At 72.4% G+C, this 12,969-nt stretch carries 11 protein-coding genes; 1 reads left to right on the forward strand and 10 read right to left on the reverse strand.

From position 1 onward, the window contains the following. Positions 1 to 5: 5 nt before the first annotated feature. From ACN27J_RS32770 to ACN27J_RS32815, 10 genes are all read right to left on the reverse strand, one after another. Positions 6 to 914 carry a hypothetical protein gene (locus ACN27J_RS32770; protein ID WP_278168193.1) on the reverse strand — a complete coding sequence of 303 codons (909 nt, stop codon included), beginning with the start codon at positions 912 to 914 and terminating at the stop codon, positions 6 to 8. A 276-nt stretch (positions 915 to 1,190) separates the two neighbouring features. Continuing rightward, entirely contained in the window at positions 1,191 to 1,901 is a 711-nt protein-coding gene (locus ACN27J_RS32775; RefSeq protein WP_278168194.1) for a hypothetical protein, read from the reverse strand. A 331-nt stretch (positions 1,902 to 2,232) separates the two neighbouring features. After that, positions 2,233 to 3,102 (reverse strand): anti-sigma factor family protein, encoded by an 870-nt coding sequence (locus tag ACN27J_RS32780; protein ID WP_421372028.1) that lies wholly within the window; start codon positions 3,100 to 3,102, stop codon positions 2,233 to 2,235. Then, entirely contained in the window at positions 3,099 to 3,794 is a 696-nt protein-coding gene (locus tag ACN27J_RS32785; RefSeq protein WP_282230040.1) for a sigma-70 family RNA polymerase sigma factor, read from the reverse strand. Before ACN27J_RS32785 ends, ACN27J_RS32780 begins: the two co-directional genes overlap by 4 nt. Before the next feature lie 78 nt (positions 3,795 to 3,872). After that, positions 3,873 to 4,730, reverse strand: a complete 858-nt coding sequence (locus ACN27J_RS32790; protein ID WP_421372029.1) for a spermidine synthase — start codon at positions 4,728 to 4,730, stop codon at positions 3,873 to 3,875. 16 nt (positions 4,731 to 4,746) lie between these two features. After that, the gene (locus ACN27J_RS32795) at positions 4,747 to 5,766 is read right to left on the reverse strand and encodes a hypothetical protein (RefSeq protein ID WP_421372030.1); all 1,020 of its coding nucleotides are present in this window, start codon (positions 5,764 to 5,766) and stop codon (positions 4,747 to 4,749) included. Next, positions 5,763 to 8,252, reverse strand: a complete 2,490-nt coding sequence (locus ACN27J_RS32800) for an AAA family ATPase (RefSeq protein WP_421372031.1) — start codon at positions 8,250 to 8,252, stop codon at positions 5,763 to 5,765. Before ACN27J_RS32800 ends, ACN27J_RS32795 begins: the two co-directional genes overlap by 4 nt. Then, positions 8,249 to 9,406 (reverse strand): exonuclease SbcCD subunit D, encoded by a 1,158-nt coding sequence (locus ACN27J_RS32805; protein ID WP_421372032.1) that lies wholly within the window; start codon positions 9,404 to 9,406, stop codon positions 8,249 to 8,251. The genes ACN27J_RS32800 and ACN27J_RS32805 overlap by 4 nt, the downstream gene beginning before the upstream one ends. 44 nt (positions 9,407 to 9,450) lie before the next feature. Further along, the gene (locus ACN27J_RS32810) at positions 9,451 to 11,196 is read right to left on the reverse strand and encodes an ATP-binding protein (RefSeq protein WP_421372672.1); all 1,746 of its coding nucleotides are present in this window, start codon (positions 11,194 to 11,196) and stop codon (positions 9,451 to 9,453) included. 173 nt (positions 11,197 to 11,369) lie between these two features. After that, a complete protein-coding gene (locus ACN27J_RS32815) occupies positions 11,370 to 12,185 on the reverse strand; it encodes a pyrimidine reductase family protein (protein WP_421372674.1) in 816 nt (271 codons plus the stop codon). A gap of 148 nt (positions 12,186 to 12,333) precedes the next feature. Between ACN27J_RS32815 and ACN27J_RS32820 the strand changes: the two genes are divergently transcribed. Beyond that, positions 12,334 to 12,879 carry a plasmid pRiA4b ORF-3 family protein gene (locus ACN27J_RS32820; RefSeq protein ID WP_278168202.1) on the forward strand — a complete coding sequence of 182 codons (546 nt, stop codon included), beginning with the start codon at positions 12,334 to 12,336 and terminating at the stop codon, positions 12,877 to 12,879. Positions 12,880 to 12,969: the final 90 nt, after the last annotated feature.

Here is a 12,969-nt window from a genome sequence, read left to right on the forward strand (position 1 = left end):
CGACCTCATCGGGTGACGACCACCCGGACCACGTCGAAGGCGGGGATCTGGTTGGCCCGCTGCATCATCGGCACCCGGTGCGAGCCGTCGCCGGCCCACGACGCGCACTGGGCGATGCCGGGGCCGGGCAGGCCGGGCACCTCGACGGTGACCTCGTCGGCACCGGCACCACCCCGACCGTCCTCCGTGGCTACGAAGAACGCCGGCACCGGGCCAGGTTCGGGAGCGGTGCGGTTGCTGGTCAGCATCCGGCACGCGGTGTGGAAGTGCCCCCGGGTCAGGCCGTCCTCGGTCAGGAACGAGCTCTCCAGGTAGTAGCCGCCCTGGCCGGCCGGCAGGAACCGGTCGCGTACCAGGTTGCGGGTGCTGATCCGCAGGGTGAACGGTTGGTTCGCACGTACCCGCCTCGGCGACGAGATGATCATCAGCTGCGGGTTGGTGTCCGCGTCGCCGACCTCGCCGAACGCCGTACTGACACACCGCTCACCGTCCTGGAAACCCTCGTGCGGGGCCAACGAACTGTCGGTGCAGTCGTCGCCGAGGATCTCCAACCCGGCCGGCGCGTCGGTCGGATCGCCGGGGGCGGGGGAGTCCTGGCACTGGTCCGGGCCGCGCTGGCCGTCACCCCAGTGGTGCCGTACGCCGTTGCTGTCCACGGTGGTCCCGGTGTCCGCCGGATCGACCGACTCGCTCGGGCTTACACAGACCGCGGCGGCCCGGTCGCGACCACGGTCCCGGTCTCGGTCCCGGTCGCCGCGGGTTCCGGCAGACGAGATCTGGGTCACCGCCACCACGCCGCCGAAGACCGCCAACATCGTGGTCACCGCGATGACGCGGTTGCGGGTGCTGCCCGCCGATCTGCCCCGGCGTGTCGGCTGGTCGCTGGTACGCCTGCGGCGCTGTGAGCTGTTCACGTGGTGCCACCTCTTTCGTCGAACGCCAATTGGTCGTCCGGGTGCAACGCAGTTGGTGATGGCTGTGGTTCGCCACTGCCGTCGACCGTATGGATGTCACTCCACAACAGTCAACAATCCTTGGAGCAACTACGGAACACTTAGGAGGCACTTAATGCGGGCTTCAAGAACCGGCTCGAGGCGCCGGTGGCGGATCCACCGTAAAACGTGGCGACGGCCGGCCGCGCCCTCCCTGGCAACGACCGGCCGCCGCGATTCACGGGCGCCCTGAGAGAGTCAGTAGTCGTAGTCGCCCGAGTCCTCAGAGTCACTGTCGAAGCTGTCCGAGTCCTCGCTCTGAGAGTCCTTGCTGTCGTCGAGGCCCTTGATGTTGTCTCGGCCGTCACCGTCCGGCACCGCAATCGGCTTCGGGGTGCCCTCCGGCAGGCATTCCAGGTTCTTCGTGCCGTCCGGCTGCACGACGTACCAGGTGCCGCCGACACCCTGGCCCTTCCAGTCGCCGGGCTTTTCGTCACCGGCGTAGTAGTAGATCGGCCAGCCGTCGATGGTCAGTTGCCGGGTGCCGTCCGGCCGGTTCACCGTGCCGACCAGCTCCTCGTCCACCCCGGACAGAATGGGGTCGCCGTCGGTCAGCGCCGGCGGCCAGATCTTGGCGCAGTCACCCTCGCAGTTCGAGGTCGCCGGGTCGTTGGAGTCCTCCTCGAAGCGGTAGAGCAGCCAGCCGTCCTCGTCGGTGACGACGTCACCCATCTTGTCGACGGCCTTGCCGACCAGCTCCTTGGTGAGGTCCTCGTCGGCGACCTCGACCGCGATGTCCTCGGTCTCCACCGGCTCGGGCGCGGCCGACGCCGCGTTTGCCGCGTTGACGACCGGCTGGGCCTGAGCGCCGCCAAAGTCGTCCGGGTTGTAACCTGCCGGGGCGCAACCCGGCAACACGAGTGCCGCCAGCGCGCCTGCGACTATGACGGTCCGCTTTCCCAGTGCCACGTGCCCTCCCTCATTCGTCCACATCGGGCTTCATCAAGGAGTACGCAGCGCATCCCGGATTGGATCGGTAATGCCGAGTGCACAATTTCACAGCCCGGCGTTGAACCGGGTCGTCGTGTCCTGCGTGCGGCCGGCCGCCGTCATGCCGATCAGGAGCAGAATGCACCGGTCACGGGTTAACGGCAATCGCCTGACGACGACCAGAGACAGAACAGCCCGTGGGTATCCGTTAATTCGGACACCCACGGGCTGCACGTACGTCGGATCTGCTGGCGCAGATATCGCGACGCCCGTTCGCGGCGTACGTCAGGAATGGACGTCGACCCTCCGTTCAGACCGGTACGGTAACGATCGCGGTGGCGACCCCGGACTGGTCGACCGCCTGGAACTGGATCCGTTCGATGTCGTCCCGGGGTGCCGCCGTCGACGTGCTCAGCAGCAACGGCGCGGGTTGCTCCGCAGTGCCGTACCCGGCCTCGGGCACTGTCCAGGTGGAGAGCACCTCGGCGGTGCCGGAAGCCCGCAGCACCACGATCCGGCACTGCATCGGACCCGGCACCCGGCGTAGCGCGAACGACACCTGGGTGCCCCACGCGGCTTCCTCCAGCACCACGTCCGCCTCCACCCCGGTGGTGGGGTCGACCGCGTTGAACTTCTCGCCGGTGACCTCCGGACCACCGACCCCGGACTGCGGATCGACCGGTGACGGGCTGGCCGAGACCGACGTCTGCGGCCCGGCCTGCGGTGTCGCCGAACCATCTGACCAGGCTGACCCGGCGAAGAACGAGAAACCGGTGAGCGTCGCCAGCAGCACGAACCCGGCGGCGATCTGTAGCGGGCGGCCCGCGAACAGCCGTCGGGACCTACCGGCGTGGCCGAGCGGACGGACCTGACCGTGGTCGCGACGCTGGTCGGCGTCGGACCGCACGGTCGGCCGGATCGGCACCGGCGCGCCGCCGTCGCCGTCGTCCGCCCCACCAGCCCGGTTCACACCGGTGGGGCCGGACTGAGGGAGGACGGGGCTGTCCTCCAACTGGTCGATGTCTACGGTGGACATCAACCCGACGATCGGAATGAGTGACTCCAGCTCTGCCGCGCAGGCCCAGCAGCCGGCGAGATGCTCCTCGAACCGCTCGACGTCGTCGGCATCGAGTGCGCCGAGCGCGTACGCTCCGACGTCCCAGTGGGCGGACCGTGTCATTCTGTAACCCCCCGCTGTTGCAGCGCCGTCCGCAGCGCTCGTAGCGCGTAGTAGACCCGCGACTTGGCGGTACCCAGTGGCAGCCCCAGCTCCGCGGCCGCCTCCGGGACCGTGCGGCCGCGGAAGTACGTCTCGACCAGGATCTCCCGGTGCGGCTGGCTGAGCGTGCGCAACGCGTCGGCGACGGTCATCTGCCGCAGCACCTGATCGGTGCCGTCGGACTCGGCGAAGCTCTCCAGATCCCGGTCGTACTCCTCGGTCGGGCGGGCCTTCTCGCTGCGGTGGTCGTCGATCGCGATGCGTCGGGCGACGGTCACCAGCCACGGTCGCAGCGACGCCTGGCCCTGCGCGCCGAGCCGGTGGGCGTTGCGCCACGCCCGCAGCAGTGTCTCCTGGACGATGTCCTCGGCTCGTTGCCGGTCCCCCCCGGTGAGCCGTAACACGAATCCCAGCAGCGGCCGGGCGTGCTCTGCGTACAGTGTGCGGACGAGATCGTCCCCGTGGCTGGACTCCGCTGTTCCGGCCTGCTGCCGGCTCCCTGCGGTCCGTGGCGTCACCGGCTCATCATCGCGCTCGGCCGCCCTCCCGTCGATGCTCTGCCAACGTTGCGTGCTGCGGGCCGTGGCCGAACCGTTGCCGGTCACCCCCGGCCGGATCCTCTCCGCCTGCCAGCCGCTGGCGACCGCGTACATCGCAGGACCTCCATCCGACGTCGACTCGGCCCGCGGCTGGGGGCCCACCCCGAGGTACGGAGCCGCCCGGCGGACGGATCAACGTCCGCCGGGAAAAATTCCGTCCGGTGGCGGCGGCGACGGCTGCGCGGTCGCGTCGGCGATCGGCGACGCCGTCCCGATCAACCGGTCCAGCGCCGCAGCATGCAGCACCCGGCTGGGAAACCAGTCACCGGCGGCCCGCCGGGTCAGCTCCCCGACGTCCGGCGCGGCGCGTCCGGCGACCACCACCAGATTGCCGTACCGGCGCTGGCGCAGCACCGCCGCGTCGGCGATCAGGCAGATGCCGGGCAGCACCTGCCGTACCGACGCCAGATGCTGGCGGGCCCAGCCCAACGGCGGGCCGTCCGCCACGTTGGACAGCAGTTGACCGCCGGGTGCGAGTACCCGGGCGACCTCGGTGACGAACTCGACCGAGGTCAGCCGTGCCGGAGTGCGGGCACCGGCGAACACGTCCGCGATCACCAGGTCGTAGCTGTCCGTACGAGCCTGCTCGACGGCGGACCGCGCGTCACCGACCCGGACCCGCAGATTGCGGTCGGCCGGCCAGGGCAGTTCGCGGCGGACCAGCTCGGTCAACGCGGCGTCGATCTCCACCACCCGCTGGCTCGACCCGGGACGGGTGGCGGCCAGGTAGCGCGGCAGGGTCAGCCCACCGCCGCCCAGGTGCAGCACCCGCAGCGGGGCACCGGCCGGGGCGGCCAGGTCGATCGCCGCGGCGATCCGGCGGACGTACTCGAACTCCAGGTGTGTCGGATCGTCGAGATCGACGTGTGACTGCTGGGTGCCGTCCAACAGCAGGGTGTACGCCCGCCGCCGGTCCGGGTCCGGGACGAGCCGCGCGGTGCCGGTGTCTACCTGGACCGCGGGCGGCGCTGTCCTGCGGGTACGGCCCATCGGCACAGTATGCCGGTCACCGCCACGCCGGACTCTCCTGCCCGGCCGCCGAGAGGCTGAGCGCCCGGTGCAGCAGCCGGGCGTCGCCGAGCATCGCCCGCAGCCGTCGCTCCAGCCCGGCGATCGGCACCAGGTTCTGCGGTGCCCGGGGATCCTTGTACGGAGCCGAGGCGAACCGGGGCAGCGTCGCCAGCGAGAGGTCGGCCAGCGCGATCGCCGCCTGCGGCGTCAGGTCTGGCCGGCACTCCACCCGGACGATGCCCGCCCACGGCGCACCCCGCGGCCCGGGCAGCCGCAGATACCACGAGTAGCTGCGCCACCGGGTGCCGCGCAGGAAGACCGGGCTGCGTTCCGCCGGTTGCAGCGCGGTCACCACCGGGATCAGACTCGCCGGCAGGTACGGCTGGCGCTGCGACTTGACGTAGCCGACCGTGTTCGGCAGCCGGCGCCCGCGCAGTGGACCGTCCACCACCAGCAGATCCGCCGGGTCGTCCGCGCCGTCGACGCGGGCCTGCTCGGAGACGGCGATCTCCAGCGCGGCCAGCGCCGGCTGCACCGCCTGCGGCAGTACGGCCGGATCGGCGTCGTCGACCCGCCGCGCCGGATAGCGCACCCGCCCGACGACCAGGTCGGTGGCGGCGGTGCTCGGCGTGAACAGGCCCCGCTCGGTTCGGGCTCCGGCCAACCGGGCAGCCCCGCGCCGCAGGTCACAGCGCACCACACCGGCGGCGTACGAGGCGGCCAGCGCCGGGTACGAGACTCCGTCTGGCTCCTCGCTCCACAACGAGGCGTCGATCCGACGCACCCCGTCGACCAGCAGCACCACGTCCGGTGCGCGCACATCGGCCGGCTGGCGCAACGGCCGCCACGTCGCCGGATCCAGCTCCACGGCGAGATCGGCGGCGTCCTGACCGTCGTCGGCGGCGCCGGGGCCACCCGGGTCGGCGGCCTCGAACGACGTGCCGTAGCCGGGTTGCCAGCCCTCGACGAACCAGCGGACCCCGGTGGCCGGCCGGCCCGTCACGGTCGCGGTCACAGCCCGCTCCGCCGGACCCGGGCCGTACGGGCGTCCTTGCTGACCTCGAACCGGACCGGTACCCGCTCGGCCAGCGCCGGGACGTGGGTCACCAGGCCGACCATCCGGTCACCTCGGGCGGCGAGCCCTTCCAGGGTCGCGGCGACGGTGTCCAAGGTGGCCGCGTCCAGTGAGCCGAAGCCCTCGTCCAGCACGATCGACTCCAGACTGGCGGCGCTGGCCGACATCCCGGCCAGTTGTTCCGACAACGACAGGGCGAGCGCCAGCGACGCCTGGAAGGTCTCCCCGCCGGACAGGGTGCGTACCCCGCGGCGCAGTCCGGCGTCGTGGTGGTCGACGACGAAGAACTCACCGGCGTCGTGCACCAGCTCGTACTGACCGCTGGAGAGCTCCCGCAGGATCCGCGACGCGCCGTCGACCAGCAGGTCCAGCGCCTCGACCAGCAGCCACCGCTCGAAGTTGTTGGCCCGCAGGTGCCCGGCCAACGTCCGGGCCAGCTGGGCCTGCCGCTCCTGGTCGGCCCGCCGGCCACGCAGCTCACCTGCCTGGGTGAACCGTTCGGTGATCCGTTCGTGGCCGGTCTGCGCCCGCTGGACCGCCAGCGCGGCCGCCTGCCGGTAGCCGGCCGGATCGGCACCGGCCGGCGGTGCCAGCTCGGCGGCGACGAACAGCGCGTCGATGTCGGCGGCGACGCCGCTGGCCGCTGACCGGGCCGAAGCCAGCCGAGCGTCCGCCTCCGCCCGCGCCGTGCGGCGCTCGGCGAGCAACTGGTGCGCCCAGTCGGTCAGTAGCGTCCACGCCGCGGCCAGATCGGTGCGGTCGGCGGCCGGTGGCGCCAGCCGGGCGACGGCGTCCCGGCCGGCGTCGAACTCCCGCCAGCCGGCCTGCAGCCGCTGTTCGCCGGTCACGGCGGCGCGCTGCGCCTGACGGGCCGCCTCCCGGGCCCGGCGGACCTGGCCACCGGCGTCGTCGAGGGCGCGCTGTAACCGGTCGACCGTGGCCAGATCGGTGCGCAACGCGTCGGCGCCGGGCGAGTCGGACAACCGGGCGTCGAGTTGCGCCAGCCGGGCGGTCAGCTGCTCCGCCCGTACCCTGGCCCGGTCGACGGCCCGCTCCACCCCGCGCAGCGACTGCTCGGCCTCGGTGACCGCCTGGCGGGCCTGGTCGGCGGCGGCCCGGGCGGCCTGACCAGCGGACTTCGCCTCGGCGACCCGGGACCCAGCCGGCACCGGCGGCACCGTGCTCACCGGCTGCGCGCAGACCGGACAGTCCGCCCCGGCGACGAGCTCGTGGCGTAACGCGGCGGCCAGGTCGGCGGACTGCGCCTCCTGGTACGTCTGCCGGGCGCGGTCCAACTCGCGGTCCGCCGCCTCGGCGGCGGACCGGGCCGACCGCAGCGCCGCCTGGCTGGCGACCTGTTCGGCCTGCGCGGCGGCGAGCGCCGGAGCCAGCTCGGCCGATTCGGCGGCGACCCGGTCCCGTTCGGCGTGTGTCTGCAGCAGCAGCCGCCGGTCGGCCGGGTCACCGATGGCGGCCAGTTCGGCGCGGACCTTCTCCTCGCGTTCCTCGGCGTCGGCGACGGCCCGGTCCGCGTCGGCGGCGGCGACCCGGGCGGCCGCCGCCTGATCGGCCAGCCGGGCGGCGGCCGCCGGTGCGGCGACGCCGGCCAGCAGCCCGACCTCGTCGTCCAGGGCCGTCACCAGGTCGGCCGCGGTCGCCACCGCCTGCTGGGCCTGCGCCAACCGGGGCAGCGTCGCGTCGACCGCGGTCGCCAACGTCCGCATCGCGTCGACCTGACGCGCCGCAGCCGCCACCGCCGCTTCGTCGGCGTCGGCGAGGCCGCCGAGCAACTGGTCGACCGCCGCGACTGCCGCCTCGGCGGCGCCCGCCCGGGCGGTGGCCCGCTCCCGGACCCGTTCGTAGACGTGCAGCCCGAGCAGGTTGACCAGGATCTGCTGGCGGGTGGCCGGCTTGGCGTGCAGGAAGTCGGCGAACCGGCCTTGCGGCAGCAGCACGCAGGTGGTGAACTGCTCGTACGGCAGCCCGACCGCGTCCAGCACGGCCTGCTCCATCTCGGCGGGCGTGCCGGCCAGCACCTCGCCGAGATCGTCCGGGCTCATCCCGGTGTCCAGCCGGGTCACGTCGAACCCGGGCGGCATCAACTGCAGGCCGGCGTTGCCGGTCTTGACCGCGCCCCGCGAGTCGCGGCGGATCACCCGGGTGGCGACGTAGCGGCTGCCGGCGCTCTCGAACACCAGCCGCACCCGGGCCTCGGTGGCCGACGGTGCCAGTGCGGAGGCGATGCCCCGGCTGCTGCCCCAGCGCGGCACCACGCCGTACAGGGCGAAACAGATCGCGTCGAGGATGCTGGACTTGCCCGACCCGGTCGGCCCGACGAGGGCGAAGAAGTCTGCGTCGGTGAAGTCGACCGTGGTCTCCTCCCGGAACACGGTGAATCCGGCCAGGTCCAGCCGTAGCGGCCTCACGACGAGGTCACCTCCTCGTACAGCGTGTCGAACAGGGTCCGTACGTCGTCGTCGCCGTGCCCGCGCGCGTCCAGGTAGTCGGCGAACAGCTGGCCGGGTGCCCGGCCGGCCCGCTGCGGGGTGCGCGTCGCACCGGCGGCGGACGCGGGCCGGGTGAACTCCGGGTCGATGCGCACGTCCAACGCCCGGGGCAGCAGTGCCTGCACCTCTTCGCGCAGCCCGGCCCGGGGTGTCTCCCGGATGAACACTCGCAGCCAGGCGTCGCCGTACTCGCCGGCGGCCAGTTCGTCGAGGGTGCCGCGGACGGTGCGCAGCGGGGTCGCGGCGTCCACCGGTACCTCGCGTACCCGGGCAGCGGTGCCGGCGGTGACGTCGACGATGCTGACCGACCCGACGTTGTCCTCCTCGCCGAAGTCGATGGGCAGCGGACTGCCGCTGTAGCGCACCGGGCAGGGCGCCTCGAGCTGCTGGGCGCGGTGCAGGTGGCCGAGCGCCACGTAGTGCGCCCCGGTCGGGAAGACGGTGGCCGGTACGGCGTACCCGAGGACGGTGTGCACCTCCCGCTCGCCGCCGCCGGACCGCCCGCCGACCACGGTCAGGTGGGCGGTGATCAGATCCACCACGCCGGGCTCACCGAACCCTTCGGTGAGCCGGGCCAGCACCCGTCCGATGTGGTCGGCGTACGTCTGGTTGGCCTCGGCCGCGGTCAGTTGGTACATCTCGGTCGCCCGGACGGCGTACCGCTGGGACAGGAACGGCAGCGCGACCAGCCGCCACCGTTCGCCGTCGCCGGTGGTGCCGGTGATCACGTGTTCGTCCGGGGTGTCCCGGACGGCGCCGCGCAGGATGATGCCGGCGGCGTCGGCCCACGGCCGCAGCGCGTCCAGCGCGGCCCCGTTGTCGTGGTTGCCGCCGATCGCCACCACGTCGGCGCCGGTGCCGCGTAACGCGGTCAACGCCCGGGTGACCACCCGGGTGGCGTCCGGTCCGGGAGCGGAGGTGTCGTACAGGTCACCGGCGACGATCACCAGGTCTGGGCGTTCGGTACGGGCGATCTCGACTACCCGGGCGAGCACCTGGATCTGCTCGGGCAACCGAGCCTGTCCCTTGAGGACCTTGCCGACGTGCCAGTCGGAGGTGTGCAGGATCCGCATCCGGGGGAACCTCCTCGACCTCAGGGTCAGAACGGGCAGAACGGTCAGAACGGGATGTCGTCGTCGGCGGTGGACCGGCCGCCGACCACCGCGAACGGGTCAGCGGCCTGCACGATCGAGCGGAGTGTGCCCGACGGCGCGTCGCCGGCCTCCGACGAGCGGGTGGCCCAGGCCGGGAACGGGAACTCCAGGCACAGCGGGACCGGGATGTCCGGCTGGTTGACGAACATCGTGCCCGGCTTGGCCAGCAGCACCCGCTGCCGCTGCACCGCCGGCAGGAAGCCGTACTCCGGCCGGGACGCCTCGGCCGGGTCGAGCCGGCCGACCACCCGGACCGCCGAGTTGGTGACGATCCGCCGCTCCACCTCACTGGCGGTCTGCTGGGCACCGATCAGGATCACCCCGAGCGAGCGGCCCCGCTCGGCGATGTCGAGCAGCACCTCCTTGATCGGTGACGACCCGTCCCGGGGGGCGTACTTGTTGAGCTCGTCGAGCACGACGAACAGCAGCGGCTTGGCGGTGCCGGCCCGCTCCTTGCGCTCGAACTCGCCCTTGAGGGTCACGCCGACCACGAACCGCTGTGCCCGGTCCGGCAGGTTGTGCAGGTCGACGACGGTGACCTGGGCACTCTCGGCGGTGTTGATCTGGTGCGGGCGACGGGCGGCCAGATCGCCGCGAATCAGCCGGGCCAGGTCGCGTTTGCTGCTGATCAGCCGGCGGGCGAAGGCGTTCACCGTGCCCATGCCGACCGCCGAGCCGGCCCACGCCGCCCGGGTCTCCTCGTCGCCGAGCTGGTCGACGATGTGGTCGACCAGATCCCCGTACGAGCCGATCCGTCGGCCGTCGATGCTGATGCCGCCGTCGGCCGGCTGCGCGTGCCGGTGCAGGTACGCGGTGACCGCGTGCACCACCATCGTGTACTGCTGGCGTTCGTCGTCGGCGTCGGCGAACACGTACGGCAGCAGCCGCTGATCGCAGAACTCGGCGACCGTCCAGTAGAAGCTGTCCACGCCGGTGAGCCGGCTGGTCACGTCGGGGGAGCCGGAGGCGTCGCCGGCGCGCGGCGGGGCGTACACCCGTACGTCCGGGAAGGCGCCGGCGGGCAGGCCGAGCTTGGCGTACGCGGCGGTCGTCGCCTCGTCGAGCCGGACGTTGGGATGGTCGAGGAAGAGCAGGTCCTCGCCCTTGACGTTGAAGATCAGCGCCTTGGCGTTGACCGCGTCGCCGCCGAGCGTGCCGGAGCGGAACACCGAGTAGAGCAGAAACGTGGCGAAGCTGGTCTTGGTGGCGACGCCGGAGATGCCGGAGATGGACACGTGTGCGCCGCGCTGGCCGTCGAGGAAGTCGGCGTTGAGGTAAACCGGCACCCCGTCGCGGCCGGTGCCCATCGGGATCCGTCGTTCCATCCGGTCGAAGTGCAGGGCGCGGGCGCGGGCGTCGCCTTCGGCCCGCCACACTGGGGCGCCTGGCTCCGGCGGTACGTAGATCTCCGGGTCGACCCGGGTGGCGGTGATCTCGGCGGCCTCCTGCACCTGGGCGGGCAGGGTGCCGTCGGCGATGGCGAACACGTCGGAGTCGAACTGCGCCCCTTCGTGGCGGGCCCGGACCTGGGTGACCACTCCGGCGATGGTCACCGGATCGGTGCCCGGCAGCTCGCGGCGGGTCACCACGACGTCGTCCAGTTGCAGATAGCTGCCGGGGCCGACCGCGGTCCAGAACTGCAGTGGGGTGGCGTCGGCGGTACCCAGCACCCGGCCCACCGGCGCACCCTCCGGCGTTGTGTCACTCATGGTGACGGACTGGTCGCTGAAGTCCGGTTGCGTCATGCCCACGGGTTGCATCCTGCCCCACGGGTACGACCAGTACGGCATCCGACTCGGCGGGGCCGGCTGAATTCGCCGACGGTGGGGTTCGATCGACCCGATCCACTGCCCTCAGGTGATCGTGACCTGACTCACGGTGACTATCCTGTGGCGGTCGGGTCGGGCCGGGTGTAGCGGAGCAGCAGCGTGCCGTCGTCGGCGGCCAGCACCTGGCTCAGCCGTAGCTGCCGTACCGGGCTGGCCGGACCCGCACTGATCCGGCCGGCACCGGCACCGGCGAGCAGTGGGGAGACCGTCAGGCAGAGTTCGTCGACCAGGTCGGCGGCGGTCAGCGAACCGAGCAGCATCGGACCACCCTCGCAGAGCAGCCGACGGTGGCCATGGGCGCGCAGCTGGCTCAGCCCGGCGGTCAGATCGAGGGTGCGCTCGCCGGCCGGGACGATCTCCGCGACCCGGGCCAGTCGACGTCGCCGTTCGGCCGGCGCGTCGGTCGTGGTGAGCACGATCGGCCGCGCCGGTGCGTCGGCCAGGGCCGGTTGGTCCGGGTCGAGATCGAGCGAGGCGGAGACGACGACCAGGGTGGGATGGGTGGGTAGGCCGTGCTGCCGGCGCCAGCGGCGGCGCCGGTCGTCCAGCCGCAGCGCCCGGTACTGCTCCTGGCGCAGGGTGCCGGCACCGACCAGCAGCGCGTCGCAGAGCATCCGCAGTACGCCGAAGACCCGTTTGTCCGCGCGTCCGGACAACCCGGCGGACCGGCCGGCCACCGCGACCGCCCCGTCCACGCTGGTCACGAAGTTCACCCTGAGCTGGTCGTGAGGCGCGACGGCGTACGCCTCGATCAGGGCCGGGTCGTCCAGCACGGACCCGGCCGGCTGTGGCCCGAGCCGGCGGACCGGCGGGTCCGGGGTCGGCCTGTCCGGCGCCGGCGCGTCCGGGACCGGTGGGTGGTCGGTCATTCGCCGGCCGGACCGGTGACCGGTGGAGTCGGAGCGGGGGTACGGTGCTGACAGTCGCACCAGTTACCACCCCGACACCCATCGTGCTGGCCTCTCCGGCACGCAGCGCAGATCATGGGTTCGAGCCTAGGTCAGAGAAAGGGCGGCCATGCCCCGTCAGATCTTCCACCTGCTGGTCACCCTGTCCGACATCGCGCCGCCGGTGTGGCGCCGCGTCCAGGTGCCGGGCGGGTACACGCTCGACCGGGTGCACCGGGTGATTCAGCACGCGATGGGCTGGCGCGACTGCCACCTGCATTCGTTCGAGATCAACGGAGCGCAGTACGGCGAGCCGGATCCGGCCGGGGAACTGCTGCTGCGTGACGAACTGGACACCCGGTTGGACGCCGTGGCCACCAAGGGGGCCCGGTTCCGCTACACGTACGACTTCGGTGACTGGTGGGAGCATGACGTCGTCGTCGAGGACGTCACCGCGCCCGAACCGGACGTGCGCTATCCGCTCTGTGTCGACGGGGACCAGGCGTGTCCTCCAGAGGACGTCGGTGGTGCCTTCGGGTACACCGAGTTCCGGGCCGCGATCGCCGATCCGGCGCATCCGCGTCACGCCGAGATGGCCGACTGGGTGAGCGCGACGTTCGATCGGTTCGGGTTCGACCCGGCGCGGGTCACCACCCTGCTGCGCCGGCTGACCTGACCACCCGGCCGGCCTGACTGCCCGGGCTGGTCTGACCGCCGGGCCGGCCGGGCCGACCTGAATCTGACCCGGGAGCACCCGGGATTCGGC

The organism is Solwaraspora sp. WMMB762, from assembly GCF_049179115.1.
In the GTDB taxonomy this organism is placed as follows: domain Bacteria; phylum Actinomycetota; class Actinomycetes; order Mycobacteriales; family Micromonosporaceae; genus Micromonospora_E.